This window comes from Armatimonadota bacterium, from assembly GCA_025059775.1.
GTDB lineage: Bacteria > Sysuimicrobiota > Sysuimicrobiia > Sysuimicrobiales > Sysuimicrobiaceae > Sysuimicrobium.
Window position 1 is genome coordinate 86,512 of sequence record JANXCW010000010.1, and the last position, 26,061, is coordinate 112,572.

26 protein-coding genes and 1 CRISPR repeat array are annotated in these 26,061 nt (G+C 62.0%); of the genes, 25 read left to right on the plus strand and 1 reads right to left on the minus strand.

The features are described 5' to 3' along the window. Nucleotides 1–6 precede the first annotated feature (6 nt). A complete protein-coding gene (locus tag N0A24_08785; GenBank protein MCS7173462.1) occupies nt 7–588 on the minus strand; it encodes a phosphoribosyltransferase family protein in 582 nt (193 codons plus the stop codon). A gap of 226 nt (nt 589–814) precedes the next feature. On the opposite strand from N0A24_08785, the gene N0A24_08790 reads away from it, so the two are divergent. The 25 genes from N0A24_08790 (at nt 815) to cas2 (ending at nt 25,151) form a co-directional block, all read left to right on the plus strand. Then, the gene (locus N0A24_08790; protein ID MCS7173463.1) at nt 815–1,678 is read left to right on the plus strand and encodes a shikimate dehydrogenase; all 864 of its coding nucleotides are present in this window, start codon (nt 815–817) and stop codon (nt 1,676–1,678) included. Between the two features lie 6 nt (nt 1,679–1,684). After that, the gene (gene aroC / locus N0A24_08795; protein MCS7173464.1) at nt 1,685–2,812 is read left to right on the plus strand and encodes a chorismate synthase; all 1,128 of its coding nucleotides are present in this window, start codon (nt 1,685–1,687) and stop codon (nt 2,810–2,812) included. Between the two features lie 4 nt (nt 2,813–2,816). Next, on the plus strand, nt 2,817–4,403 hold the full coding sequence (gene aroB / locus N0A24_08800; GenBank protein ID MCS7173465.1) for a 3-dehydroquinate synthase: 1,587 nt from the start codon (nt 2,817–2,819) through the stop codon (nt 4,401–4,403). After that, on the plus strand, nt 4,400–4,855 hold the full coding sequence (gene aroQ, locus N0A24_08805) for a type II 3-dehydroquinate dehydratase (GenBank protein MCS7173466.1): 456 nt from the start codon (nt 4,400–4,402) through the stop codon (nt 4,853–4,855). Before aroB ends, aroQ begins: the two co-directional genes overlap by 4 nt. Before the next feature lie 2 nt (nt 4,856–4,857). Beyond that, a complete protein-coding gene (gene aroH, locus N0A24_08810; GenBank protein MCS7173467.1) occupies nt 4,858–5,220 on the plus strand; it encodes a chorismate mutase in 363 nt (120 codons plus the stop codon). Between the two features lie 2 nt (nt 5,221–5,222). Next, nucleotides 5,223–6,503 (plus strand): 3-phosphoshikimate 1-carboxyvinyltransferase, encoded by a 1,281-nt coding sequence (gene aroA / locus N0A24_08815; protein ID MCS7173468.1) that lies wholly within the window; start codon nt 5,223–5,225, stop codon nt 6,501–6,503. Next, nucleotides 6,491–7,372, plus strand: a complete 882-nt coding sequence (locus N0A24_08820; GenBank protein MCS7173469.1) for an alpha/beta fold hydrolase — start codon at nt 6,491–6,493, stop codon at nt 7,370–7,372. The genes aroA and N0A24_08820 overlap by 13 nt, the downstream gene beginning before the upstream one ends. Next, nucleotides 7,353–8,306 (plus strand): DUF72 domain-containing protein, encoded by a 954-nt coding sequence (locus N0A24_08825; protein MCS7173470.1) that lies wholly within the window; start codon nt 7,353–7,355, stop codon nt 8,304–8,306. The genes N0A24_08820 and N0A24_08825 overlap by 20 nt, the downstream gene beginning before the upstream one ends. A gap of 56 nt (nt 8,307–8,362) precedes the next feature. Then, the gene (locus tag N0A24_08830; GenBank protein ID MCS7173471.1) at nt 8,363–8,809 is read left to right on the plus strand and encodes a hypothetical protein; all 447 of its coding nucleotides are present in this window, start codon (nt 8,363–8,365) and stop codon (nt 8,807–8,809) included. Between the two features lie 77 nt (nt 8,810–8,886). Next, nucleotides 8,887–9,762, plus strand: coding sequence for a threonine/serine dehydratase (locus N0A24_08835; GenBank protein MCS7173472.1), 876 nt, complete (start codon nt 8,887–8,889; stop codon nt 9,760–9,762). 94 nt (nt 9,763–9,856) lie between these two features. After that, nucleotides 9,857–10,468, plus strand: a complete 612-nt coding sequence (gene lexA / locus N0A24_08840; GenBank protein MCS7173473.1) for a transcriptional repressor LexA — start codon at nt 9,857–9,859, stop codon at nt 10,466–10,468. Then, a complete protein-coding gene (locus N0A24_08845) occupies nt 10,465–10,608 on the plus strand; it encodes a hypothetical protein (protein ID MCS7173474.1) in 144 nt (47 codons plus the stop codon). The genes lexA and N0A24_08845 overlap by 4 nt, the downstream gene beginning before the upstream one ends. Nucleotides 10,609–10,612: 4 nt before the next feature. After that, a complete protein-coding gene (locus N0A24_08850; GenBank protein ID MCS7173475.1) occupies nt 10,613–11,059 on the plus strand; it encodes a hypothetical protein in 447 nt (148 codons plus the stop codon). 159 nt (nt 11,060–11,218) lie between these two features. After that, the gene (cas6, locus tag N0A24_08855) at nt 11,219–12,037 is read left to right on the plus strand and encodes a CRISPR-associated endoribonuclease Cas6 (GenBank protein ID MCS7173476.1); all 819 of its coding nucleotides are present in this window, start codon (nt 11,219–11,221) and stop codon (nt 12,035–12,037) included. Between the two features lie 40 nt (nt 12,038–12,077). Then, nucleotides 12,078–13,595 (plus strand): hypothetical protein, encoded by a 1,518-nt coding sequence (locus tag N0A24_08860; protein ID MCS7173477.1) that lies wholly within the window; start codon nt 12,078–12,080, stop codon nt 13,593–13,595. Beyond that, the gene (gene cas3 / locus N0A24_08865) at nt 13,592–15,889 is read left to right on the plus strand and encodes a CRISPR-associated helicase Cas3' (protein ID MCS7173478.1); all 2,298 of its coding nucleotides are present in this window, start codon (nt 13,592–13,594) and stop codon (nt 15,887–15,889) included. Before N0A24_08860 ends, cas3 (N0A24_08865) begins: the two co-directional genes overlap by 4 nt. After that, on the plus strand, nt 15,849–16,895 hold the full coding sequence (locus N0A24_08870) for a hypothetical protein (GenBank protein ID MCS7173479.1): 1,047 nt from the start codon (nt 15,849–15,851) through the stop codon (nt 16,893–16,895). Before cas3 (N0A24_08865) ends, N0A24_08870 begins: the two co-directional genes overlap by 41 nt. A gap of 88 nt (nt 16,896–16,983) precedes the next feature. Beyond that, entirely contained in the window at nt 16,984–17,286 is a 303-nt protein-coding gene (locus N0A24_08875; GenBank protein ID MCS7173480.1) for a hypothetical protein, read from the plus strand. Further along, the gene (locus N0A24_08880; protein ID MCS7173481.1) at nt 17,283–18,557 is read left to right on the plus strand and encodes a DevR family CRISPR-associated autoregulator; all 1,275 of its coding nucleotides are present in this window, start codon (nt 17,283–17,285) and stop codon (nt 18,555–18,557) included. Before N0A24_08875 ends, N0A24_08880 begins: the two co-directional genes overlap by 4 nt. A 769-nt stretch (nt 18,558–19,326) precedes the next feature. Continuing rightward, nucleotides 19,327–20,376 carry a type I-B CRISPR-associated protein Cas7/Cst2/DevR gene (cas7i, locus tag N0A24_08885; protein ID MCS7173482.1) on the plus strand — a complete coding sequence of 350 codons (1,050 nt, stop codon included), beginning with the start codon at nt 19,327–19,329 and terminating at the stop codon, nt 20,374–20,376. A gap of 2 nt (nt 20,377–20,378) precedes the next feature. Then, nucleotides 20,379–21,077, plus strand: a complete 699-nt coding sequence (locus N0A24_08890; GenBank protein ID MCS7173483.1) for a CRISPR-associated protein Cas5 — start codon at nt 20,379–20,381, stop codon at nt 21,075–21,077. Beyond that, nucleotides 21,074–23,254, plus strand: coding sequence for a CRISPR-associated helicase Cas3' (gene cas3, locus N0A24_08895; protein MCS7173484.1), 2,181 nt, complete (start codon nt 21,074–21,076; stop codon nt 23,252–23,254). Before N0A24_08890 ends, cas3 (N0A24_08895) begins: the two co-directional genes overlap by 4 nt. Nucleotides 23,255–23,279: 25 nt before the next feature. Then, nucleotides 23,280–23,891, plus strand: coding sequence for a CRISPR-associated protein Cas4 (gene cas4 / locus N0A24_08900; GenBank protein ID MCS7173485.1), 612 nt, complete (start codon nt 23,280–23,282; stop codon nt 23,889–23,891). After that, nucleotides 23,888–24,880 (plus strand): type I-B CRISPR-associated endonuclease Cas1b, encoded by a 993-nt coding sequence (gene cas1b / locus N0A24_08905; protein MCS7173486.1) that lies wholly within the window; start codon nt 23,888–23,890, stop codon nt 24,878–24,880. The genes cas4 and cas1b overlap by 4 nt, the downstream gene beginning before the upstream one ends. A 7-nt stretch (nt 24,881–24,887) precedes the next feature. Then, nucleotides 24,888–25,151, plus strand: a complete 264-nt coding sequence (gene cas2, locus N0A24_08910) for a CRISPR-associated endonuclease Cas2 (protein MCS7173487.1) — start codon at nt 24,888–24,890, stop codon at nt 25,149–25,151. Nucleotides 25,152–25,351: 200 nt separating this feature from the next. Then, nucleotides 25,352–26,042: direct repeats of the CRISPR family, unit length 30 nt; unit sequence GTTCAGAGCCTACCTATGAGGGATTGAAAC. Nucleotides 26,043–26,061: the final 19 nt, after the last annotated feature.

Consider the following 26,061-nt stretch of genomic DNA (forward strand, 5'->3'; position numbering starts at 1 on the left):
GCGGTCTCAGTCCGTGGTAAACACAGGGAGGCGCTCCAGGTGGATGAGTTCGGGGTCACGGTAGGCGTCTCCCTCCAGCAGGACCGCGGCCTTCGCGGTGATGCGGGCTCCCAACTGTTCCATGAGGGCCGTCGCGGCCCGGAAGGTCCCCCCCGTGCTCACCACGTCGTCCACCACCCCCACCCGCCTACCCCGCACCACCTCCGCGTCGAGGCCGTTGAGCACGAGGGTGTGGGCCCCGGGCTCCATGATGGAGCGGGCCTCCACCGCCACGGGATTCCGCATGTACCGCTTCACCGCCCGCCGGCACACCACGTACGGGAAGAACTGCCCGTGGCGGGGCTCCGAGAGGTAAGTGGAGATCATGTGGGCCAGGGCGGCGGACTTCATGGCCAGGGCCACCAGCACCTCGAACTCGCACTGTCTCAGCTCCGCCGCGAGCGCCCGGGCGCAGGCGTTGGTGAGCTCCACATCTCCCACCATCCGGAAGAAGGGCACCCACACGCCCGGCCGGACCTCCTCCACGGGCAGCAGCCGTCTGACCCCGGCTACCCGGAGCTCGTAGTGGGTCTGACCCTCGTAGCGCATGGCCTCCCTCGGGAACGGAAGCGTGAGGTCTTTGTTATCCACTTACACTAGCACTCTGTGCGTTCCCTGTCAGCTCCGTAGCCCCCCGTACCTGGCACACGCCCGCAGAACCAAGCCCCATCTTCGCGGATTCCGCCGACCCGGTGGAGGATCGGCCCTGCTTGGCTTCTCCGCCACCTCGCGGAGCCGTCACGGGTAGAAAGGCTTAAAATGAAAGGCAAAAGCCATGGAGATTCCACCGGGAACGCAGCTCGTGGCTCTGCTGGGCGACCCCGTGGCCCACAGCCTGTCGCCCCGCATGCATGCCGCGGCCTTCGCGGCCCTGAGGCTGCGGTGGGCGTACGTGGCCCTGCGGGTTCTTCCCTCGGATCTCCCGGAGGCGGTACGGGGCTTGCGGGCCCTGGGGTTTGCGGGCGCCAACATCACCGTCCCCCACAAGGAAGCAGCGGTGCAGCTCGTGGATCGGCTGGATGAGGTGGCCAGGGCCTGCGGGGCCGTGAACACCGTTGTCTTCGGGGAGAGCCGCCGGGCGTACGGCTACAACACGGACGTGGCGGGCGTGCGCCGCACCCTGGAGCACGCGGGCTTCCGGCCGGCGGGATGTCGGGCCGCGGTGCTGGGGGCCGGCGGATCGGCCCGGGCGGTGTGCGTGGCCCTGGCCCAGGAGGGTGTGGCGGAGGTGGCTCTCTTCGCCCGGCGGGTGGAGCGGGCGGAGTTCCTCGCTGGACAGATGAGCACCCTCTTTCCCCAGGTGCGCTTTGCGGCGTATCCGCTCGAGCCCGCGGCCCTCCGGACGCACCTGGTGGGGGCCGATCTCCTCGTGAACGCCACGCCCGTGGGCATGCACCCGGATCGAGACGCAAGCCCCCTCCCCTCCCCGGAATTCCTGCACCACCGCATGGCGGTCTTCGATCTGGTGTACAATCCCCCCCGTACGCGCCTGCTGCAGATGGCGCAGCAGGCGGGAGCCCGGACCATCGGGGGGCTGCTGATGCTGGCCTATCAGGGCGCCAGCAGTTTCGAGCTGTGGACCGGAAAGCCCGCGCCGGTGGAGGTCATGCTCCGGGCCATCGGCGTACTGGAGGAGTGACCCGTGGTGCTCCGCCTCCTCACCGCGGGGGAGTCACACGGCCGGGGTCTCGTGGCGGTGGTGGAGGGGCTTCCCGCGGGGCTTCCCGTGGACGCGGAAGCCCTGGACCATCAGCTCGCACGCCGGCAGCGGGGCTACGGCCGGGGCGGTCGGATGCAGATCGAGCAGGACCGGGCGGAGATCCTCTCAGGGGTGCTGGACGGCCGCACCATCGGAGCCCCGGTGGCGATCCTCGTGTGGAACCGGGACTGGCGCACTCATGAGAATCCCATCACTCGCCCCCGGCCCGGACACGCGGACCTCGTGGGCGCCCTGAAGTACGGGTTCGACGACGTCCGGTATGCGCTCGAACGCGCGAGCGCCCGGGAGACCGCAGCCCGGGTAGCGGGATGCACCCTGGCCCGGCTGCTGCTGGAGCAGTTTGGGATCCGGGTCTTCAGCCACGTGGTCACCCTGGGTGGGGTCTCCGTGCAGCATCTCCCGGACTCCTGGGAGGCCATCGCCCAGGCCGCGGAGGAGAGCGAGGTGCGGTGCGCGGATCCTGAAGCCGCCGCCCGCATGCGGGAGGCCATTGACGAGGCGAAGGCCCGCGGGGATACCTTGGGCGGGGTCGTGGAGATCGTGGCCCTGGGCGTTCCGCCGGGGCTAGGCTCCTACGTGCACTGGGATCGGCGCCTCGATGGCCGCCTGGCGCAGGCAGTGATGAGCGTGCAGGCCATTAAGGGGGTTGCCATCGGCGATGCGTTTGCCATCGCCGCCGCTCCGGGCTCCCGGGCTCACGACGAGATCTTCTACGACCCCGCCCGGGGGTTCTACCGGGAGACCAACCGGGCGGGAGGGCTGGAGGCCGGGGTCACGAACGGGATGCCCATCCTCATCCGGGCGGCCATGAAGCCTCTGGCCACCCTCCGGTCCCCCCTTCACTCCGTGGACCTGCGCACCCGGGAGCCCAGTCCCGGGGCCGTGGTACGGTCGGACGTCACCACGGTGCCCGCGGCGGGGGTGGTGTGCGAGGCCATGGTGTGTCTGGTGCTCGCGGACGCCCTCTGTGAGAAGTTCGGATCCGACACCCTTCAGGAGATGCGGGAGGCCTACGACCGCTATCTCCGCCGCATCCACTGGAGCCCTCCGTAAGCGCATGCGGAGCATTGCCCTCATCGGGTTCATGGGAAGCGGGAAGACCAGCGTGGGCCGGGAGCTGGCGCGACGGTTGGGATGGTCCTTTGTGGACACGGACGAACTCGTGGAGCTCCGAGCGGGACGCTCCATTTCCGAGATCTTCGTGCAGGACGGGGAGGCTACCTTCCGGGCCCTGGAGCGGGAGGCGGTGCGGGAGGCGGCTCGCATGCACCCCGCGGTCATCGCGTGCGGGGGTGGGGTTCCTATGGATCCCGCGAACGTTTTGGAGCTGCGTCGCACCTGCCGCCTTGTGCTCTTGGAGGCTGACCTCCCCACGGTCCTGGCGCGGGTGGGCGGTAGTGCGAACCGGCCGCTTCTGCAAGGGGATCCTGCGGGCCGCGCGCAACAGCTCCTGCGGGAGCGCACACCCCGCTACCGGGAGGTGGCAGACCTGGTGGTGGACACCTCGGACCTCTCCGTATCCGCGGCCGCGGAGCGCATCCTCGAGGGGATCGCGGAGCTCGAGTGCCGCACCGTGGAGGTGGTCCTCCCCCACCACCGATACTCCGTTCACGTAGGGGAGGGGATCCTCCCGCTCGTGGCCCTAGACCTGCTCCGGGTGGGAGTCCGCCGGGCAGCCCTCCTCACACACCCGTCCTTGTGGCGCCGCTACGGCGAAAGACTCGCCGCAGCCCTGGGGGCCTGGGGGATCGAGCCGTCCCCGATCCTCGTGCCCCCGGGGGAGCGCAGCAAGACCCTCGCGGCCGCGCGCCGGGTATACGAGGCCATGGCCGCCTCCCGCCTGGACCGTACTTCCGGTGTGCTGGCCCTGGGCGGGGGAGTGGTGGGGGATCTGGGAGGGTTTGTGGCCGCCACCTACATGCGCGGGATCCCCCTTTTCCTCCTCCCCACCACCCTGCTCGCGCAGGTGGATGCGAGCGTCGGCGGGAAAACCGCCCTCAACCTTACGGCCCGCAACCTCATCGGTGTCTTCTGGCAGCCCGCGGCGGTGGTCTCGGATGTGGCCACCCTGCACTCCCTGCCCGCTCGGGAGCTGCGGGCGGGACTTGCGGAGGCCATCAAGCACGCGGCCATCGCGGACGAGGGGCTCTTCGCGTGGCTGGAGGAGCGCCTGCCAGAGATCCTCCGCCGGGAGCCGGGGGTTCTCACCGACCTCGTGGCCCGCAACGTGGCCATCAAGGCCCGGTTCGTCGTGGCGGACGAGCGGGAGACGGACGGAGCCCGGGAGGCCCTGAACTTCGGGCACACGGTGGCCCATGCCCTCGAGGCCGCCCTGGACTACCGGATCCCCCACGGCGAGGCGGTGGCCCAGGGCATGGTAGCGGAAGCCCGGCTGGCCGTGCGGATGGGTTTGCTCGGGGCCGGGGAGGCGGCTCGGCTGGAAGCCCTCGTTGCACGGGCCGGCCTCCCAACCCGCCTTCCTCCCCTAGATCCCCACGACCTCCTGAACCGGATGGGCCTCGACAAGAAGGTGCGCGCGGGAAGGTTGCGTTTTTCGCTCCCGGAGCGCATCGGGAGGGTACGGACGGGCGTTTCCGTGGAGCCCCCACTCGTCCTGGAGATCCTTCAGGAGTCACGGCGATGAAAATCCTCGTGCTCTCAGGACCGAACCTGAACCTGCTGGGTGAGCGGGAACCGCAGATCTACGGTACCGTTACCCTGGCGGAGATCGAGGCGCAGGTACGCAGGCGAGCGGAGGAGCTGGGGGTAGAAGTGCGGTTTGTGCAGTCCAACCACGAGGGGGAGCTCATCGATGCGCTGCACGCGGCCCGTCGGGACTGTGCGGCGGTGGTTCTGAACCCTGGGGCCTTCGCCCACACCTCCCTCGCCCTGCGGGACGCCATCGCGGCCCTATCCCTCCCTGTGGTGGAGGTGCATCTCACGAACGTCTACGCGCGGGCTTCGGAGCCCTTCCGGAGAAGGCTGGTGCTGGCACCCGTGGTCCGGGGCCTCATCATAGGGTTCGGGCCTGAGAGCTACGTCCTCGGACTGGAGGCCGCGGTGCGGCTTGCGCGGGGAAAGGAGGAAGTGCGGTGAAGGTGCGGGGAATCCGCGGAGCCATCCGGGTGGAGGACAACACCGCGGAGGCGATCCTCGAAGCCTCCCGTCGGCTGCTCCAGGAGATGGTCCGCGCCAACGCCGTGGAACCCGAGGACGTGGCCGCGGTGATCTTCACCTGCACCCCGGACCTCAACGCCACCTTTCCCGCGGAGGCCGCCCGCGACATGGGATGGAACCGGGTCCCGCTGCTCTGCGGCCAGGAGATGGACGTACCCGGGGCGATGACCCGGGTGCTCCGGGTGCTCATGCTGGTGAACACCTCCCTTCCTCAAGAGGAGATCGTGCACGTATACCTCGGGGAGGCCGAGAAGCTGCGGCCCGACCTCCAGAGTGCCCAGTAGCCATGCCCGAGCTCGTGGTACGCCCTGCCTGCCTGCGCGGCCGCCTCCGTCCACCCCCGGACAAGTCCGTCTCCCACCGGGCCGCCCTCCTGGGCGCCGTGGCCTCCGGCACCACCAGGGCCAGGAGGTTCCTGGTCGCCGCGGATACCTTATCCACTGTGCGCTGCCTGCAAGCGCTCGGCGTGGAAGCAGAGCTCAACGGCGACACCCTCACGGTGCGGGGCCGTGGGATTCGGGGGTTCCTGCCGCCTCAGCGCGTCCTGGACGTGGGCAACTCCGGCACCACCCTGCGCCTTCTGTGCGGGCTTCTGGCCCAGCACCCCTTTGAGGCCACCCTGGACGGGGATGCGTCCATCCGCCGCCGGCCCATGGATCGGGTCATGCGGCCTCTCCGGGAGATGGGCGCGTGGTTTGAGGCCCGCGAGGACCGGTTCGCGCCCCTGCGGGTGAGGGGCGGAGACCTGCGGCCCATCCGCTACGCCCTCCCCGTGGCGAGCGCCCAGGTCAAATCGGCAATCCTGCTCGCGGGCCTGGCCGCGGAGGGGAGGACCGCGGTACTTGAGCCCCAGGTCTGTCGGGATCACACGGAGCGTCTGCTGCGAGCTATGGGCGTGCCCGTGGAGACCGTTGGACGGGAGATCTCCCTGGCCGGACCCGCCCAACCCCGGGCCCTGGAGCTCACCGTTCCCGGGGATCTCTCCTCCGCCGCCTTCTTCCTGGTGGCGGCCGCGGCGCAGCCCGGTTCCGAGCTTGTGGTAGAGGACGTGGGCCTCAACCCTACCCGGACGGGAGTCCTCGAAGCCCTCCGCGCCATGGGAGCCCAATTGGAGGCCGCTGTCCTGCGGGAGGAGGGCGGGGAGCCCGTGGGGTGCGTGGTGGTGCGGGGCGCGGAGCTGCACGGGGCGGAGATCCGAGGGGAGATCATCCCCCGGCTCATCGACGAGATTCCAGCCCTCGCGGTGGCCGCCGCCGCGGCGGAAGGAGAGACGGTCATCCGGGATGCCACGGAGCTGCGGGTGAAGGAGTCCGACCGTATCCGCTCCCTCGTCTTGAACCTGCGGGCCGTAGGGATCGAAGCCGAGGAGCTTCCCGACGGCCTCGTCATCCGAGGAGGCCGGATCCGGGGAGGAGTGGTGGAATCCTTCGGGGACCATCGCATCGCCATGGCCTTTGCGGTGGCGGGCCTGCTGTCGGAGGAGGGGGGCATCGTTCGGGATTCCGCTTGCATCGCCACCAGCTTCCCGGACTTTGAGCGGACGTTGGGATCGCTATGTGGGGCGTGAGGGAAAGCCGCATCCCCGCCGGGGGCGTACCGGTCCGGTTCCTGGAGGCCGGCTCGGGGCCCGTGGTGTTCCTCCTCCACGGAGCGGACTTCGGGAGTGCCGAGCTCACCTGGCGGCCCACCATTCCGGTGCTGGCCGAACACTTCCGCGTCATCGCCCCAGACCTCCCCGGCCACGGCCACACCCCATCTCTTCCCGGTCCTCCCGCCACGGAGGCGTACCTCCGGTGGTTCGGGTCTTTCATGGACGCTCTGGGGATCAAACGGGCTGCCCTGGTAGGTCTCTCCTTGGGGGGTGCCATCTCCTTGGGATTCGCACTTCAAAACCCGGATCGGGTGGGCCGGTTGGTGCTGGTGGCCAGCTACGGCCTTATGCGCCGGGTGCCCCTGCACGCCCTCGCCTACCGCCTCGTACGCCTTCCCCCTTTCCTCTCCCTCCTCGCCCGCCTGCGCGCCTCCCCGAACCCGTTCCTGTTGCGTCTGGGCCTCCGGTGGATCGTATCCGATCCCGGAGCCATCTCCCCGGACCTGCTGCGGGAGATCCGGGAGGCGATGCGGACGCGGGGACCCCGGAGTCTCTTTTACGCGTGGCTCGCCACGGAGCTCGATCGAAAGGCTGTGCGCACCTGCTACCTCGACCGGCTGCACGAACTGCGCCCCTCCACCCTGCTTCTGCATGGAGACCGGGATCGTCTGGTACCGGTGGGATCCGCTCGGGAGGCCGCGCACCGGATCCCACACGCGCGCCTCGTGGTCCTTACCGGGTGCGGACACTGGGTACCCCGGGAGCGGCCGGAGGAATTCCACCGGGAGTTGGTGGCGTTCCTCACGCAGGTGGAGTCGCGCACCGATGCCGGAGCCTCTGTTTGAACATCCTCCCGCCGCCTACCCCCTGCGCCTGGGACGGGCGGAGGTGTATGTAGGCACCTGCTCGTGGGCCGATCCCCACTTCGTACGGGAAGGCGACTTCTACCCTCCTAAGGTGCGCCACAGGCCGGATCTCCGGCTGCGGTACTACGCCTCGGTCTTTCCCACCGTAGAGCTGGATGCCACCTACTACGCCCTCCTCCCTCCGGCCCTCGCCCGCCGCTATGGGGAGTGGACGCCCCCAGGGTTCTTGCTGCACACGAAGGCCTTCGGGCTGTTCACCGGCCACGGCGTGGATCCCCGGCGGCTTCCTCCCCACATCCAGTCCTTTCTCCCTCCAGAGCTCCTCCACAGGCCCCGCCTTGTGCGGGAGGAGATCCCGGAGGAGGTCGAGACCCTGTGCTGGGAGGCGTTTTTGGAGTTCCTGCGGGTCCTCCAGCAGGCGGGCCGGCTTGGATACGTGCTCTTCCAATTCCCCCGGTGGGCGACGTTTTCCCAAAAAGCCCTCACGGAGCTGGAGCACATCCGGGCCATGCTGAGGGACTACCGGGTGGCGGTGGAGTTCCGGCACCGCTCTTGGCTTGTGCCACCGAACCGCCGGAAGACCCTGGAGAGCCTGCGGGCCCTGGATTTCATCTACACCGTGCCCGACGAGCCCGACCTTCCCTGGACCGTCCCGCCGGAGGTGGCGGTGACTTCCAGTTGGTCCGTGGTACGGTTCCACGGTCGGAACGCCGCCGCCTGGAGCAGACGAGGGGCGACCACCCTGGAGGTCTACGACTACTGCTACGCCGAGGAGGAGCTGCGGCCGTGGGCCTACCGGGCCCGCTCCCTTGCCCAAGAGGTAGACCGGCTGTTCTTGATGTTCAACAACCACGTGCGCGGCAGTAGTGTCAGGAACGCCCAGATGCTCCTGCGGCTCCTGCAGGAGCCGTGAACCGGTCCGCCCAGGACCCCGTACACTGGAGGAGGACACTCCTCGGAGGGAACACCATGAGGAAGAATACGGCGGTAGTCCTGATCCTGTGCTTGGCCCTCGCCGCGGGCGGAACCATTGCCTACGCCCAGGACATCACGTCCCTCATCAAGGTCATCGGGGTCGGGGCCGCGGTGCGGATGTTCGGTCCGCAGATCAACGACTTCATCAACGGCCTCCTGCTCTCCCGGGACGCCGCCACCCAGCAGACCACCAAGGTGGTCCCCATTCTCAGCGTCTCCATCGGCCTCAACGCGCCCGGCCGGGCCACCATCGGCGCCGCCCAGGTGGCCGGTCCTGCCGCCGCGGTCCGGCGGGTGCAGGCGGTGGCGGCGGTGGATGCCAACTACCAGGGGGTGTTCCAGATCCGGGCCCTCATCCCCGTAGATAGCCTGGAGCCCTGGCGACACCTGCGCCGGGTAGTGGGGGTGGGTGTTTCCGCCATTATCGACATCCAGATCTAAGATCTAAGGTGATCCGTAGGCCCCCTCCCGACCTGGCGGAGGTGCGCGAGGCGGCCCGCCGGCTGGAGGGCCGAGTGATGCGCACACCGCTGGTGCGCCTGTGGGCGTGGGAGTTCCCGCTTTTCCTCAAGCTGGAATCCCTCCAGGTCACCGGCTCCTTCAAGCCGCGGGGTGCCTTCAACCACATCCTCCGGAATCGGGAGGCATGCGCAGGTGGGGTGATCACCGCCAGCAGCGGCAACCACGGGCAGGCGGTGGCGTACGCGGCCCGGGAGCTGGGAGTTCGATGCGTGGTGGTGCTTCCCGAGGACGTAGTACCCACCAAGCTCCGGGCCATTGAGCGGCTGGGGGCCGAGGTGGTCCGGTGCGGCCGCACCACCGCGGAGCGCATCGCGCTTGCCCTGCGGCTGGCTCAAGAGCAGGGCCTGCATTACGTCCCGCCCTTCGACGACCCCGACGTCATCGCGGGTCAGGGGACCGTCGGTCTGGAGCTCCTGGAGCAGTGTCCACAGGTGAAGAGGATCTACGTGCCGTGCGGGGGAGGCGGCCTCATCTCCGGGATCGCGGTGGCGGTGAAGGCCCTCAATCCCGAGGTACGACTGATCGGGGTGGAGCCCGAAGGAGCCGCCTGCTTTTTCGCCTCCAGGCGGGCGGGAAGCCGCGTGCGCTTACACCGGGTGGAGACCGTGGCGGACGGACTCCGGGCCGCAGAGCCCGGAGAGCTCCCCTGGGGGATCGCCTCCCAACTCGTGGACGCCTTCGTGACCGTGCCGGAAAACGAGATCCTCTCCGCCACCCGCCTCCTGCTCCTCGAAGGGAAGGTGCTGGCCGAACCCTCGGGTGCAGTCTCCGTGGCCGCGGCCCTCCTCGACACCCCTCAGGTCCCCTCCGTGGCCGTGGTGAGCGGCGGTAACATAGACCCTACCCTCCTTACTTCCCTCCTAGCCTCCTAGCGGACATCTGTTCACATATCCGTAACCTGCCGATAGGGGATTTTGGGCTTGACATGCGAATATATGTTCGCCATACTGAGGATGGGAGGTGCTCATGAAGACGCTTAGCCGACGCCAGCGGGAGGCTCTGGAGTTCGTGACCCGGTGCATCCGGGAGCGCGGAGTGGTTCCCTCGGTGCGGGAGGTGGCGGAGCACCTGGGTCTGCGCTCCCCGGCCACGGCCCAGCGCCACTTGCGCGCGCTTGTGGAGAAGGGCTACCTGCGCCGAATTCCCCACCGGATGCGGGGCCTGGAACTCCTGCAACCCCTGGGGAGCGAAGACGTGGTCCACCTGCCGCTCGTGGGCCGGGTGGCCGCGGGCCGGGGAGCCGTGGCGGAGGAGGTCATCGAGGACTTCCTCCCGGTCCCCAGAAACCTGGGCTGGCAGGAAGGATGCTTCCTCCTCCGGGTTCGGGGGGACAGCATGGTGGGCGCCGGGATCTTCGATGGGGATCTCGTGGTCGTACGCCGCCAGCAGACGGCCCTCCCGGGAGATCTGGTGGTGGCCCTCGTCGAGGAGGAGGCCACGGTGAAGCGGCTTGGGGTAGAAGATGGGCGCTACCTCCTCCGCGCGGAGAACCCCGCCTACCCACCTATCCGGGAACCGTTCCGGATCGTGGGGAAGGTGGTGGGACTGCTGCGCCGATATCCGGAGGTGCGGTCGTGACCGCTCCGGTCCGGAGCACCCGGCGCGATCCCGGAGATCCGTGGTCCCTGTGGTACGACGACCGCCGGGGCGCGGGACTGAAACTGGGGTTCATTGGTCTACTGTTCGTGTTGGGGCTGGTGCTGGAGAGGTGGGTATAGGCTCATGGAGGTGTACCGGGTGCACGTTCTTGTCAGCGCCGCGGAGCGGGAGGGCCGGTTTGCGTACGGCATCGTGATCCGGTCGGGCCGGGGCCGGGTCCTGCGGCAACTGGGGCGAGCGGTGGAGGCCGGCGACCTCCGCGGCGTGCTGCTGCGGGCCGTGCTGCGAGCCCTGTGGATTGCCCGCCGCTACGGCCGCACCGTCCGCCTGGCCGTGGATCATCCGGAGGTGGTGCGTTGGCTCTCGCACACAGAGGAGGTGGCCCCGCAGTTCCTGGGCACCTACCTCCAGATCCGCACTCTCCTGCACACTTACCGCCGGGTAGAGGTAGGGCTCAGCACCGAGGAAGAGCGTCTCCGAAGCCATCGGGTGGCCCGCCACTTCCTGGGCGAACCAGCCCACCCCACCGACCCCCCTCTGTGGACCACCCCCTGTACTTCCATCGCGTGAAGGGGTGGCCCATCGACGTCTGCCGCGTGCTCGCGGTGTCGGTATAATTCGGTATAATTATAATTTGGTTAGGTCTTCGGCCCCAGGGAGGTGGGGCAGGAACGCGGGGTAGAGGAGCGAATCGGGGAAGCCCGAAAGGGGGGACCCCACGTGCGGCTCATGCTTCGTCTGCATCCGGAGAAGCCCGGTGAGCGGCTTCCTGTGCACTACAACGAGTACCTCCAGGCCCTGATCTACACCCACCTGGACCAGCACCTGGCCCGGGCCCTGCACGAGGAGGGAATCCCGGAGGGCCTTCGCCGCCTCAAGCTCTTCACCTTCTCCCGACTTCTGGGCCCCTGCCGGGTGGAGGGTGGCTGGCTGGAGCCCAAGGGCACCCTGCGCTTGGTGGTGGCCTCCCCCATGGTTCCGTTTCTGGAGTCCTTCGCCCTGCACCTCGTCACCAATAGCATCCTGCGGCTGGGCCCGGCCCGGTTTGCCGTGGAGGCCGTAGAGGTGGAGTTCCAACAGCCCTACCAGAACCCCGTGCTCCTACGGGCTTTGTCTCCTGTCGTGGTCTACAGCACCCTCTTCACCCCGGACGGCCGTAAAAAGACATACTACTACGCACCCCCGGAGGATGAATTCGAACGCTTAGTGCTGTCGAACCTCCGCCGCAAGGTCCGGGCCTGGACGGGCGAGGACATCCCGGAGGAGGCTGCCTCCTTCCGGCCCGCACGGGTGAGTGCCCGCAACCAGCATATCGTCCTGTACAAGGGTACGGTCATCAAGGGGTGGAGTGGGGTGTATGAGCTCCGTGCCCCCGAGCCCTACTTCCGCATGGCCCTCGACGCCGGATTGGGATCGAAGAACAGCCAGGGGTTCGGGTGTGTGGAGGTGTGGAGGCCCAGGAGTTCTGGTGCTCCCGGGTATCCCCACGCGATTAGGGAAAAGGGAGTAGTCCAAGCTAAATTGTCTCAGGAGGCTTACTATGAGTGAGCTCACTTGTGCCCGTGTTGATCACTCAGCAAGGTGAGCTATGCTGGATTCGGCACCTACGATATGGCTTAGCCTGGATCAGCCAAGCGGGCAGTTTTGGATAGATACCGGCCTGGTGGTGCTTGTTGAACAGTTCGGCGAAGGAGAACACTCAGTGGACGATGTGCTCAACTGGCTCCTGAAGCAGCTCGTGCAGCCCACCGGCAAAAAGGGTGAATACTACGACCAAGCAACCAAACAGCTTCGGGAGTACGACAAAGTCAACTGGGTCTATCCGACGAACATCTTCATCAAGGTTGCAGGCAAATCGGGGAAGAAGGTCAAGATCAATGGCCAAGACTATCCCACACAACCTCCACAGTTTGAGCTTGACTTAGATCTCAGCAAGCGTTCGGACCCCTGTGACCTTTGTGGCAACAGAGCGCCGCTCACCGATGCCAAGATGTGGATGTATCCCTTCGTGGTGGACCCGCAGAAGTTCGGTACTTTCTATTCCGGCACGAAGCGGGGGCTTCGGCTCTGCGCCCGCTGCGCCTTGGCGGGGCTTGCGGCATATCTCGGCTGGCTCTGGAGGGCACAAGGAGGCGATGTACTGCATTTCTTCGTGTTTCACTCGGAACTGAAGGAGCTCGTGCGCCTTCACAGGGAGGTGCTGGGGCCGCTCCGAATCAGCGGCGAGAAGGTCGGGACAGCGCCGGTGGAGTTTTCTGGACCCTACATTCACGAGACCACTCTTGGGCTTCTTTTGGGGCTCTTCCGGCATGTGCGGGAGTCCGACCGGCTCTCCGAGGAAGCACGCGAGCTCCTGGCAACGCTCTTAGGCGCCGCGGATGCCCCACCTGCGCCCATCACGCTCTACGCCATCACGGGCACGTCCGGACAAGCCTTCACCATGCAGGCCGTGCGGGAATTCTCCAAGCTCCAACGGCTCTATCGGCTCTACGAGCAGTGGCTGGAGGTCATCCAGCGGGAAACGCAGGACCCCAATCCACATCGGCGTCTTGTGAAGGTGCTACAGCAGTTTGGGCAGCAGCAGGGCAAAAGCGCGGAAAGCATCTGGCGTGACAAGATCTGCTGGGCGATCCTGGAGTTTGGCGATCCGCTGCCCTTTGTGGAACAGTTTCTCTACGAAGCCCGTGCGAAAGAAGACCATCCCCGCCCGCTGGTGCGGGGTACGATAGAGGTGTTGAACCATTACGTGCGGGAGGTACTCGGTATGAACGAGCAATTTCAACGCATTCTTGCAGGCTTTGGACGTGCGCTCGGTACGGCTGCCCACGAGCACAACGAGATGGGCTTGCTCTACGCCTTGCGCAACGCCAAGAATCCGGAGGACTTCTACCGGATGCTCAACGATGCGCAGTTTCGGCTCGGGATCCCGATTCCCGAGGCACTCCTCAAGATCGAGCGAGGAGAGCGCATCGCTGGCACACCGTGGGTGCGTGTGAAGACCCTGCTCTCCATCTACGCCATGAACGCGTTCTTGGAACGCGTTCTTGCGCAAAAGGGCGCACCGCAGCAGGAGAGCGAAACAGTTGAAGTTAGCGGGGTCTCATGATGTGCGAGAAGTATTACACGCAGCTTTCGGGACAAAGTCCGGCCGCGCATCAAAAGGCCTGCTGGGAACTCCTATCTCAAGGCAAGCCCGTTATTGTGCGAGCCCCAACTGGCTCGGGAAAAACCGAGGCGGTGGCATTGCCATTTTTGCATTTTCGGAAAGGTGTTTTGCCTCATCGCATGATTTATGCTTTGCCTTTACGTTCCCTTGCCAACCGGCTTTCGGAGAGGATAGAGAGCTACGCTGCCCGATCTCAGCAAGGTTCTCTACGAGTGCGTCTCCAGCATGGCGAGTCCCCCGAATCGGTTTTGTTCACCGCCGATATTGTTGTAGCCACCATTGATCAAGTGGTTACCTCCTATGCCTGTTCTCCTCTCACCTTGCCCGTACGCCACGGGAATATTCCTGCGGGTGCCGTCATGAGTTCCTTTCTGGTTTTTGACGAGGTGCATCTTTTTGACCCCGAGCTCGGGCTTCAGGCTACCCGGCTGATCTGCGAGCGGTTGAATCGGTTAGGATTGCTCTATGCAGTGCTTTCGGCGACCCTGCCAGACTCGGTACTAGAATTCTGGCACGACCAGTTGGGTGCCGAAGTCGTGGAAGCCTACAGTGAGTTTGTCCAGCGCGAGGTACCTATAGAATGGAAAGCCTCCCTTCTTACCCCGGATGAGGTGATAAAAGCCCTGGGAGAGGCTGGGCGAATACTTGTTGTTTGTAACACCGTAGACAAAGCCATAGAGGTCTATCAGCAGGTTTCAAGCGCAGCGAAACAACAAGGATACGAGTGTAACGTGCTTCACTCCAGATTTTTGCCTGAAGGCCGAAGGAGAAAAGAAGATTGGATTGAACAGCATTTCGGCAAGAATAGCTCCGAAAACACAAAGGCGCTCCTTATTGCCACACAGGTGGTGGAAGTCGGCCTGGATATTTCCGCAGACCTGCTCCTGACAGAAGTGGCTACCATAGATGCGCTGATTCAGCGTGCGGGACGCGTAGCCCGATGGGGCGGCAACGGTAAGGTCTGGGTTTACGATGTGGAGCATGCCGCTCCTTATCGGCAAGAGCTCGTAAACCAGTCAAAAGAGCTTCTTCAGAAAGAATCAGGAGCTGCCTTAGACTGGACGAGAGTGAAGTGCTGGGTCAATCAAGTCCTCAACGATTCCTACCGCACGATTCTCCGTGAAAGCAACGCCTACAAGCAGGTAGTAGCTCAGCTCAGCCGTGCGGCCTTTGAGGGGAGCCGGAGCCAAGCAGAGGCTGCCATACGAGATATCAACACCGTGGAAGTGACCCTTCATAGCAATCCCTCACGTTTAGGACGGGACGTGCTACGCTTGCCGACTCTCAGTGTGCACATCGGCACGGCCAAGAAGTGGGCGCAAGAAGCACATCAAGCCAAGTCTCAAGTGTGGCGGATAGAAATAGATCGCAGCCCGTCCGATGCCCACGTGACAGTGAAAATGGAAGCTATCCAGAAGGCGGATGACATCTTTATTGGGGACCGCTTGGTCTTTCCTCCTTCGCTGCTTGCATATTCGGACGATTTAGGTCTGCGGTGGGATAGAGGCGGCCAAGATTTTCCAGTAGGGGGCGATTCAGAACGAGAAGAGTTGCACGGAACTCTTTCGCGGGAGAGCTGGATTGAACACAATGTGCGGGTAGCCCAAACGATAGACCAGGTGTTAAAGGATGAATACCACGCTGTTTCCGCTCTAGCTCGGTTGTTGGGGGTATCCGAGGACACGGTGAAACAGGCAGTAAAACTTGCAGCACTCCTACACGACTTGGGTAAGCTGAATCAAGAGTGGCAAGAGAAAGCAGGAGTGACGCCTTCAGCAGGTCCGGAGGATTTGTTGGCCCACTCAGATGGGCGTGATTACGTTCAGTTCCCCCCGCATGCCACGGTCAGTGCCTATGCGCTCTGGCCTGCATTAGTAGAAGTAGATGGTGGCACATTGCCCGGATTGCTGGCAAAAGCGGTTTGTTTTGCTATCGCCCATCATCACTCTGTGCGGGCTAAAGAGGTACCGAGCTACGAATTCCATCGGCGGTGGGAAGAAGCGGTCAGTGAAGCTTTGCGCCAATACGGATTAAGCGGCAGTGTTAATGTGGGCTGCATTCTTTCATGCCAGCCGAGCCCGACTAATCTGCGAGAAAAGTTTCCCCCTCTGGAGAATGAGAAGTTGTACACGGCTTATGTGCTACTTTCGCGTTGGCTCCGACTGGCTGATCGCATCGCAACAGGAGGACCCGATGCCGTACTACATTACGAAAACTGGTTTGGATGCTTTTGATACGGCCCGAGCGTGGGGCCTTGGGACGACGATAAATGTCATCACGGGTGATGAGGTGCGAATTACCGACTCATACTGGGCATATATCGTTGAACCTGCATCAGCTGTTTCTGCTAACCCCAATTTAGCAGGTAACACTGGATGGGAAACCTTATTTGAAGATGGGAATTGGCAGCGCGTGTTTCTGACAGTAAAAGGAGACTGGTCTTCTAAGCGTGATAAGGCAAGGAATACCCTGCAGCAGCAAATTGCTACCATACTCTGTGACTTACAAAACCCAACTAACATAGTTCCTTTTGGAACAGGCGAAAGCCTTCCCGGCGGGCTGGACCCCACCGGATTCAAGGGGCTAAGACACACAACTCGTGCTCAATATCAGGAAGGACAGCTCAAGGTGCGCAAAGACCACTGGGCTCTTGCCTGCCTGGGAATGGCTAGGTGCGGAACCTATCGCGATGCCAAGGAGGCTGGGCAGTCTAACTGGCTGGCGCTTTTGCCTGTGCCGCAGAACATCCACTTTAGCTACTTCCGTGATGTGCAAGAGCTCTTTCGGGTGCCCGGACTCAAATATCACGGTGTCCAGAATGCCGCAGCCCATTATGCGGTGCAGTTAGCCGAACGCCTGCGGCGCCGAGCAGCTGCTCAGGGCGATCTTCAGGACCGCTACTCGGCTGTGCTCTACTTCCGCCTCTTTGGAGCACGTCAACAGATAAAACCTGCTCAGGGCAACCAGCTCCGCCTGGAACCGCTAATGAAAGCGATTGCCCAAGACCCGGATAAAACGCAACCCATGCTACAGTGGCTGGACTACTGTTTTCGCCTGGGTTCCACGACTGGTGCCGAAGACCTTACCCTGGCGGCGACTGAACTCGTCATGCGCTGGGACCTGGACACCTACGACCGTTTGGTGCGAACGATGATTCGGTACCAGAAGCATATTAAACGAGAAAATCTTCCAGACACGAAAACTTTGGAAAAGGTGATAAGCTATGTCAGCATCTCATGAACTCAGCCAAGTCTTCAGCCATCCTGCAGTGCAGGAATTTGGAGTAACATTGCGTCGCGCTTTACGGATAGGTGAGGATTATGCCTCCTTGTTGGATCTGGAGTTTGCTGAGACGCCAGAAGCCTTTGCAGAGGCGTTGAAACGCTTTCTCCGTCGTTTTGAAGGACTGGCAAGGCGCAAGAAGCTACGTCGTCCCACCCAAGAATCGCTTGAGGCTGTTGTCAGTCTCGTAGATTTTCACGGGGTTAAAATAGTTCGTGCAGCTTTGATCAGTCACGCTCTCGTTCAGGGTGAACAGAAAGTTGAGAAGGTTCCTAACAAGATGGGAGCTGAAACCGAAGAAAGTTCGGTAACGACTTCAGTGGCATCAGAAGAAGGAGGACAGTCATGACAGAACAAGACCTGTTTTCGATGCAGGAAGGACAGGCGTCCCATGATACAGAGGGCGTCGAGGGGATACCTCTGCCATCTGAACAGCAAACCCAGTCTCAAAGCACACCTGATGCCAATCAACAAGGTGTCTTTGAGATTGCTATTCTGGCACGTGTCACATGGAACCTCCATTCGCTGAACAACGAGGGTTCCATTGGCAACGTAACGGAACCTCGGACCGTTATGCTCTGGGATGGCACTAAGACCGACGGCGTCAGCGGCGAGATGATGAAGCACATCCACGCCTACTGGACGTGGCTACAGGCAAAGACCAAGAATCTTGCGCTCTGTCCCGCATGCCGGACTTTCCAACCGCAACGAGCTGACGCTGCTCGTCAAGAACTTAACCAAAATGATAATGCTCAGGCAATGGGGACTGCCATTACGCGCTGCGTCTTGTGTGATTTGCATGGCTTTCTGGTGCAACGTCCCACGATTCACCGCCAATCAACTGTGGAGTTTGGTTGGATCGTAGGAGTGCCTGGGAAGTTCTACCGAGATATTCACGTTCATGCACGGCATGCTGTGGCCGAGCGTGGGGTTGCAGATAAAACTGAGGAAGGCGGCGAGGAAGAAGAAGCCCAGCAGCAGGCTACAGATGAGGCTAAGGGAACCGAAGTTGCAGCCCAGATGCTTTACCACCGTCCTACCCGCTCTGGCGTTTATGCTTTGGTCACGCTGTTCCAGCCCTGGCGCATCGGGCTCAACGAAGTGAACTACACTTATGTCCTTGCCGCTGATGAGCAGAAGCGCCGGTTCAAGGTGGCTCTTACCGCCTATGAGTGGGCTCTGAAACGGCCGGATGGCGCAATGACTACGACGCGCTTTCCGCATATTTTGGGCATAGAGGGAATCGTGCTGATTTCACGGCAGCCTGTTCCGGTGCCTATGCTCAGCCCATTGAAAGAAGATTACCGGAAAAAGGTGAAGGGACTGAAGGGGGTAGAAGCTCGGAAAGAAGATTGCCGGGAAAAGGTGAAGGGACTGGCTGAAAAGGAGGTAGAAGCTCGAGAGTTTGACGACCTGGATGGGCTCGTGAATATCCTCGCCGAACTTAAAGAAGAAGCTCCATTCCGAATGTCTTTCCAAGAAACGCCGTCAACTGGTGAGTCGGGTTCTGCCGGAGAAGCCACCGGACGGCGGGGCGGTCGAAGTCGGCGGGCAGGAGGAGCACCTGGGGGCTCTGAGGTAGCCAAAGAGCCCACAGGGACCGAGACTGCGGAAGAGTGAGCGCCCATGGCACGGCGCCGTTCTTCTCAACCTACAGCGGCTCCACCATCACCAGCGGAGCCAATGGTCTGGCTTCAGGCGGATTACGAGTTCCCAAGCACGTTTTCCTATCGCATGCCCGACGCTTCTGCTCAGTTTGCCATTGGATCGCCAGTGCCGTCCCCGGCCACAGTCAAGCTGGCGCTGGTAGATACAGCGATCCGATGGAGCGGGAACGTCAATGAGGGGCGGCGGATTTTTGACATCGTCAAGACCTTGCGTGTGTGCGTTATCCCGCCGCGGCAGGTCGTACGATTTCGAGCGTTCGTGAAACGATTAAAGCCCCCTCATTCCTCACAAGGTCCGGGGAAGTCCACAGTTGAGTCTACCGGTGTGCGTGATTACTTCCTCCTGGAAGAACCTCTGTCCGTATACATTGAAGTCCCAGAACCTGACGCGAAGGAAATCGCTCACCTCCTCTCTAAGATACGTCGGTTTGGGACTTCAGATTCTGTCTGCTGGTGTGTGGAGATTTGTCGTAGTCTTGAAGGACCACCTGAAGCATTGTGTCCTAAACCCTTTCGTCAAGCCTCATCTACGCAAGCTGGTTTGGTTGTGCGCCTCTCGGATTTGACCGCTTCTTCTCAGTTCGATGGGTTTAACCCCTTTGGTGGAAATCCACGCGGAGCAAACTTGGATAAGCAAGTTTACGTGCTCCCCCTCACCGTCAAGCGTAGCGGCGAGACGTGGGCAATCTTGGTGCGAGTAGAAAGATAACGGAGGGTCAACCATGAGCAAAGCGATTGTCATCGGGTATCTGGCGAAAGTGTCGGCAGCGAATGTGAATGCGTCGCACAGCGAGGGCAACGTCGTGGTGGCAAAGAAAGTCACTCTGCCCGACGGAAGCACGGTGCCTTATATCTCCGGACAGGCACTGCGGCGGATGCTCCGGGACCGCCTGGAAGAGCTGGGCTATCCGCTCTCGGAGCCCTTTGCGCAGGTGAGCGGACAAGAAGTGACACCGCCTGTGCGCCCGTGGGAGTTCGTGGACGAAGATCTTTTTGGGTACCTGGACCCCTCCGGTGGACGGCGGCGCACGTCGCCCGTACGCGTCTCGGCTGCCGTGGGACTCTTCCCATTCCAAGGTGACCGCGACCTTGGCACGCGCTCCTTCGAGCGCTTCGGGCAGGCCATGGCTGCCGGCGGCAACATGTACGAAACCGAGCTCTACGCCAATCTCTTCAAGGGCACGATTCTCGTAGAGCTGGACCGCGTGGGTAAGTGGCCGAGTCGGTATGAACTGATTCAGCCGAGTAAAAGAGAGAAAGAGCAAGAACGAGAGCGGGAAGAAGCTGACTCAGATAAAAAGAAGAAGGAAGAACTTCGATCAGTTCTGGATGTGCTGGTCAAAGATACCAGCCCTCCGCAACGAGGATTTTGGGCGGAGTTAAAGCCGGAGGTGAAACGCGAGCGTCTCCAAAAGCTTCTGGAGGCGCTCAATATCCTCTGGGGCGGCGGCCGCACGACGCGGATGCTGGCGGATCTTTCGCCCAAGTTCATCGCCTATGCCCGCCTGCGTGTGAAGCACCCGGTCTTTCTGGAGGCACTTTCGGCGCACTACGAGGACGGCAAGTACGTGCTGGAGCTGGAGCCGCTCCTGAACGCGCTCCAGAAAATTGATGACTACCGAGAGCAAACCCTTTTCGGGTTGGAGCCAGGCGTGTTCGGGAATGAAGAAGAGATTCGCTCCACGCTTGCCGGCTATGGAGCGGTGCTGACCGTTCACGAAGCCCTTGCGCAGGCGAAGCAGGACGTGGGCACGCTATGGAGCCAGTCCTAATCGTGCGGGTGCGGGCGCCGGTGGCGTCGTTCCGGCGTCCGCTGGACCACAACTACCAGCGCACGCTTCCCATGCCTCCACCGACGACGCTCAAGGGCATCGCCGGGGCGGCGCTGGGGCTTTCGGACCGAGAGCTGTGGGCGCCGGAGAGCCCTATGCGTGGGCTGAAGATCTCGGTGTGGATGGACGCCAAGCCCGGGCGTGCCCGCGACCTTTGGACCGTGCTCAAGATCAAAAACGCCCGCATCGAAGCCCGCTCGCCGTACTTCCGGGAGCTCCTGTTTTTCACGCGCTACACGCTGCTTTACGGTGGCGACGCGGCGCTCTTGCAGAAGCTGAAGCGGGCATTCCGCGACCCTGCGTATCCGCTCTCGCTTGGTCGGGAAGATGAGCTTTTGCTCGTGGAGGAAGTGCAGCTTGACGAAGCCAAGCCCGGAGAGCCGCGTCTTCAGGGCACGCTGGTGGTCGGGGATGTGCGTCAGATGTCCAATCTGCGCCCGATTTTGCGCGAAGGTTCGGTCTTCGAGCCGCCTGTTGTCGAGACCCTTCCGCTTGCGTTCACGGTAGACGCCAAAGGCATTCGCCATCCGGAGCCTCCGGTGCCGGTGAGTTTCCTGCCGCTGGGTGTGGAGTGGGAGCTTTCCGGACTTTCGGCGTGGTGGTGGAAAGATCGGGCGTGGGTGTGGATTGAAAAAATATGATCCTTGCTAAGCCCGATGCGTCACTTGCTGACCACCTGGCGGAAGTGACCCGGCTGGGGGCGCAGATTGCCGAACGGCTTGGGCTTGAGGAGCCGCTGCGCACGAAGGCGATCCTGGCGTGCGCGCTGCACGATATCGGCAAAGCCACAACGGACTTCCAAGAGTACATGCGCGGGGAACGCAAAAAAGCCTATCCCCACGCCTTGGCGTCTTTGCCGTTCGCACTGCTGCTGGAGGGGCTGCTCAATCCGCGGCTTGGGATAGAAAAGACGCGCTACGATGCCACCGCCGCCGTACTCACACACCATTCTCCTCTAAGTCCGGAGCTCTACAAGGACTACAATAATAAGCCGAACTACCATCCTGAGCTCCGCAAGGTGCTGGAGGACGTCTGGCGCCTGCTGCAAGAAGTTGGGATAGAAGGGCTGCCGTCTGTGGAGGAGTTTTGGAAGCAGGTTCAGCCGCTCTTGCAGCACGCACCCGTAGCGCTCCTGGATACGCCACTGTGCATCGGTGGAGAGCGGACCACATTGCGTGGCGTCATGCAACGCCTACCAACAGGAGATTTTGCCCGCGTCAAAGCGGTGCTGCACTTGGCCGATTGGCTGGCCTCGGCGAAAAATCCGGAACCTCAGCTGCTCTTCCTTGAACATGGCAGTACGGCGATTGCCCAGCACGTCCAGAAGCTTAATGCCCCTCTGCGAGGCTTTCAGGAGGCCGCGCGCACGACAAAAGACAGCGTGCTCTGGCTCCGGGCACCCACGGGCACAGGCAAGACGGAAGCGCTCCTGCTCTGGGCAGGCGATACGGAGCGGCTGATTTACCTTCTGCCCACGCAAGCCACAAGCAACGCCATGTGGCGGCGGCTGCGTCGGATTTACGGTGACGACGCCGTGGCGCTGGCGCACGGACGTGCTGCCTACATGCTGCACCAGGAGTCGGACGAAGACCCGTTGGACCTGCGCCTCTTTGGCTCGGTTTTTGCCAAACCTGTGACCGTTGCCACGCTGGACCAATACTTGCTGGCGCACCTCAACGGCCGGCACTGGGAAGAGCGCCGCACGCTGGCCCGGCAAGCTACCGTGGTTTTGGACGAGATCCATGCTTATGAACCATACACCCTCGGGCTCCTCCTCGAGGCCCTCGAGCGGGAACGACCCCGACGCTTGGCACTCGCCAGTGCTACGCTCCCCAGGTCTCTCCTTGAGCTTTTCCCTCAAGGGTCTTTGGTAGAAGCCGAACCCGAGCTGTGGAAGCGTCAGCGCCACCGGCTGATGGTACGGGACGGTACTCTCTTAGACGATGGTCTTGCGACAGCCACGGAGCTCGCCAGGTGCGGGAAGTCCGTACTCGTGGTGGCCAATACTGTGCGGGATGCTCAGGTCTTTTATCGAAGGCTCCGGGATGAGTGGAAATGGTCGAGCAGAGAACTTCTGCACGCGCGGTTCACCTTTGGTCACCGACAGGCAAAGGAGGCCCGGATCAGTGATCCCAAGCCGGGGATGATCTCTGTGGCAACCCAGCTGGTGGAGGTGAGTCTGGACATCTCGTACGACGCTCTCGTTACCGAAGTGGCCCCGGTCGATGCATTGGTGCAACGAATGGGACGGGTGAACCGTCGTGGGCAGCAAGAAGCAGCTCCGGTGGTCATCTACAGGCAATATGCGGATGGATCACGACGGATCTATGGCAGAGAGGTTCTCGAGTGGAGCTTGGAGATTCTCAGGGACCTGCCAGATGTGCCGACCGACAGGGATTTGTTCCAGGCTGCTCACACGTTGTATGAACACGTGACAGCGACACGCGAGTGGCAACGGGAACTACAAGACGGCCGGCAGATGCTGAGAGAGGTTCAAAGCAGGTTAGGCTGCTACACCATCGACCTCATGGATGAGGAAATGCGTGCCCGGTTTACGGCGCGACGAGGGATGGTATCCGTCGAGGTTCTTCCGAAGGTATTCACAGATAAAGCCTACCGACTTCGGGAAAACGGGCAGGGGTGGAAGATTCCGGAGCTGCTGGTTTCCATACCCATTTATTGGCTGCAGCAACGAGAGTTCTTCGCACCCATGGAAGATCTAAGATGTCTTCAGACCACTCTGTCCTATGATTCCGAGTTTGGACTTCAGGCACCGGATGAAATGGGAGAGGCAATAAGTGGGCTGATCCTCGATTGAACCGTTTGTGGAAGGAGGTGGGGGAATGCGCCGGGACAGAGACGATTTGCAGCCGGGAGAGAAAGAGGCGGAGGCACCGGATACGGAGATGTCGTTTCTGGAGAGGATCTTCGGTGAGGACGTGCCTGTACGGGGAGTTGAGGTGAATTACGTCGTGGTGTGTCCTCGCAAGTGCTGGCTTTTCGTGCACGGGGTGGAGCATGAAGCAGGTTCCGAGCTGGTCGCTTTGGGACGGCTGCTGCACGAGACGAGCTTCAGGCGGCAAGCTCAGCGGAACGTAGACATTGAGGGATTTGCCCGCGTGGACTTTACCTCAGAGGGGATCATGCACGAGGTGAAGCGCGGTCCCACTCAACATAGAGCGCACGTACTCCAGCTGGCCTATTACCTCCTGCTGTTGCGCGAGCGCGGCGTCGAAACCCAAGGAATCCTGCATTATCCACGGCAGCGGAGAAGGGAGATCGTGCAGCTGGGGCCGGATCTGGAATCCGAGCTGCAAGATGCGCTCCGGAAGGTTCGGGAAATTCGGCAGATGCCAACCCCACCTGCCGTCCCCCGGCGCATGGCGGTCTGCCGCTCCTGTGCTTACGATGAGTTTTGCTGGGGAGATGAGTTCGACGAATCGGAGGACGTATGAGGCGGGCTCTCTACCTTATGGGCGGTGGGACCTTGAGCCGCAAGCAGAACACGCTGTGTCTCGAGCGTGAAGGAGCAAAGCGATATGTGCCGGTGGAACAAGTGCTTGAAATCCACGTTTTTGGAGAGGTGGAATTCAACAAGCGCTTGCTGGAATTTTTAAGCCAGCATGAGATCATGGTTCACATCTACAGCTACCACGGATGGTACATGGGGACCTTCTACCCGCGAGAGCATAATAACTCCGGCTATCTACTTCTGCAACAGGTGGTGCACTACTTAGATGCAGAGAAGCGGCTAGATCTGGCCCGTCGGTTCGTCTTTGGCGCTATCCAGAACCTTCTGCACGTCCTTCGGTACTACCAGCGAAGAGGTAAGGCGCTTGAAGACATCCTCACAGCGCTCGAAGGACAACTTGGACGAGTGCATAGCCAGCAAGGAATTGAACAGCTCATGCAAGTAGAGGGGCAAGCTCGAGAAGCTTACTATCGAGCGTTTGATCGGATCTTGGAGGATCCCGATTTTGAGTTCGAAGAGCGCACGCGACGACCGCCACGCAACCGTATGAATGCACTCCTCTCATTCGGCAATAGCCTCCTGTATACTGCCGTGCTCTCGGAGATCTACCGGACCCATCTCGATCCGCGGATTGGGTTCCTACATGCGACAAATTTCCGCCGCTTTGCTCTAAACCTGGACGTAGCAGAAGTTTTTAAGCCCATCCTCGTTGATCGCACAGTTTTAAGTCTTGTGCAAAAGCGTCAAATCCAGGCCAGACATTTCGATGAAGCCTTAGGTGGATTGTACCTTAAGGAGGAGGGACGACGGCGGTTCTTAGAGGCATGGGAGGAGCGATTGGGGACCACTCTGCATCACCGAGGACTGAAGCGACATGTCTCCTACCGTACGCTCATCCGGTTAGAGCTCTACAAGCTCGAAAAACACTTGTTGGGCGATCGGGAATACCGGCCATTTCGGACCCGCTGGTAAGGAAGGTATGTACGTGATCATGGTTTACGATGTGGCAGTAGAGCGAGTTGTGAAGATTCTGAAAGTGGGGCGGAAATACCTCACCTGGGTCCAGAACTCCGTACTTGAGGGAGACCTCACTCGAGCCCAGTTCGAGCGGCTGAAGGCGGAGGTGCGTGAGGTAATCGACGAGTCCGAGGACAGTGTGCTTTTCTACCTCCTGCGCTCTACAGACTGGCTGGAGCGACAGAATCTGGGAGTTCGGAAAGGGGAGCCCAAGTGGATGCTGTAAGATGGGTCGCCTCCAGGAGCTGTGGCGCTATCGGTGGGTCGTCTACCGTCGATGCGACAAAGACCTCAGAGGATCGACGACTCATCCAGGATCGCCCGAAATCCCAAAAGATCCGCCACTTGACTCATCCTTCCGTCCTCTTGGGAGAGCCGACCGGAAATGGGATCTTGACGGAACCCGCGTGGGGAGTGTACACTTTTGTTCAGAGCCTACCTATGAGGGATTGAAACCAGGTGGCCCTCATCCGCGACGAAGCACGCCCGAAGGTGTTCAGAGCCTACCTATGAGGGATTGAAACCAAAATCACAGAACTCCACTAGAAGAAGAGAAGAAGGTTCAGAGCCTACCTCTGAGGGATTGAAACGGGAACTGATAAGTCGAGAGGCACAGATAACACAGAGTTCAGAGCCTACCTATGAGGGATTGAAACTATTTGAGGAGAGCGACAAACAGAACTCTCCTGCTGGTTCAGAGCCTACCTATGAGGGATTGAAACGGTGATTCGCGCTTCGGCGGTGGCCTGGGCGTACAGGTTCAGAGCCTACCTATGAGGGATTGAAACGCGGAGTTTCACAACGTATGCGACGTCACCCTCGTGGTTCAGAGCCTACCTATGAGGGATTGAAACTCTTCTACTCTTGCAGCCTGTGGTATGGTCTGCGCCGTTCAGAGCCTACCTATGAGGGATTGAAACACGACTCACCCCCACCACTTCTTCTCTCCTCCTCTCGTTCAGAGCCTACCTATGAGGGATTGAAACCGGTTCACGGGGACCCCAACAAGCTCAGCTGTTGCGTTCAGAGCCTACCTATGAGGGATTGAAACGTTGTTTGAAGATGTAGACTAGCCCCCCCACGGGGGGTTCAGAGCCTACCTATGAGGGATTGAAACCTCCCACAGCCTCCAACGG

Coding starts and splice junctions, on each gene's coding strand:
- N0A24_08830 (MCS7173471.1), top strand. CDS start 8,363: ATGAGGAAGAATACGGCGGTAGTCCTGATCCTGTGCTTGGCCCTCGCC.
- N0A24_08790 (MCS7173463.1), top strand. CDS start 815: ATGGAGATTCCACCGGGAACGCAGCTCGTGGCTCTGCTGGGCGACCCC.
- cas3 (MCS7173484.1), top strand. CDS start 21,074: ATGATCCTTGCTAAGCCCGATGCGTCACTTGCTGACCACCTGGCGGAA.
- N0A24_08785 (MCS7173462.1), bottom strand. CDS start 588: ATGCGCTACGAGGGTCAGACCCACTACGAGCTCCGGGTAGCCGGGGTC.
- cas2 (MCS7173487.1), top strand. CDS start 24,888: ATGTACGTGATCATGGTTTACGATGTGGCAGTAGAGCGAGTTGTGAAG.
- N0A24_08880 (MCS7173481.1), top strand. CDS start 17,283: ATGACAGAACAAGACCTGTTTTCGATGCAGGAAGGACAGGCGTCCCAT.
- lexA (MCS7173473.1), top strand. CDS start 9,857: ATGAAGACGCTTAGCCGACGCCAGCGGGAGGCTCTGGAGTTCGTGACC.
- N0A24_08835 (MCS7173472.1), top strand. CDS start 8,887: ATGCGCACACCGCTGGTGCGCCTGTGGGCGTGGGAGTTCCCGCTTTTC.
- N0A24_08870 (MCS7173479.1), top strand. CDS start 15,849: ATGCCGTACTACATTACGAAAACTGGTTTGGATGCTTTTGATACGGCC.
- aroB (MCS7173465.1), top strand. CDS start 2,817: ATGCGGAGCATTGCCCTCATCGGGTTCATGGGAAGCGGGAAGACCAGC.
- N0A24_08820 (MCS7173469.1), top strand. CDS start 6,491: ATGTGGGGCGTGAGGGAAAGCCGCATCCCCGCCGGGGGCGTACCGGTC.
- N0A24_08850 (MCS7173475.1), top strand. CDS start 10,613: ATGGAGGTGTACCGGGTGCACGTTCTTGTCAGCGCCGCGGAGCGGGAG.
- aroQ (MCS7173466.1), top strand. CDS start 4,400: ATGAAAATCCTCGTGCTCTCAGGACCGAACCTGAACCTGCTGGGTGAG.
- cas4 (MCS7173485.1), top strand. CDS start 23,280: ATGCGCCGGGACAGAGACGATTTGCAGCCGGGAGAGAAAGAGGCGGAG.
- cas1b (MCS7173486.1), top strand. CDS start 23,888: ATGAGGCGGGCTCTCTACCTTATGGGCGGTGGGACCTTGAGCCGCAAG.
- N0A24_08860 (MCS7173477.1), top strand. CDS start 12,078: ATGCTGGATTCGGCACCTACGATATGGCTTAGCCTGGATCAGCCAAGC.
- cas6 (MCS7173476.1), top strand. CDS start 11,219: ATGCTTCGTCTGCATCCGGAGAAGCCCGGTGAGCGGCTTCCTGTGCAC.
- aroA (MCS7173468.1), top strand. CDS start 5,223: ATGCCCGAGCTCGTGGTACGCCCTGCCTGCCTGCGCGGCCGCCTCCGT.
- cas3 (MCS7173478.1), top strand. CDS start 13,592: ATGATGTGCGAGAAGTATTACACGCAGCTTTCGGGACAAAGTCCGGCC.
- N0A24_08825 (MCS7173470.1), top strand. CDS start 7,353: ATGCCGGAGCCTCTGTTTGAACATCCTCCCGCCGCCTACCCCCTGCGC.
- cas7i (MCS7173482.1), top strand. CDS start 19,327: ATGAGCAAAGCGATTGTCATCGGGTATCTGGCGAAAGTGTCGGCAGCG.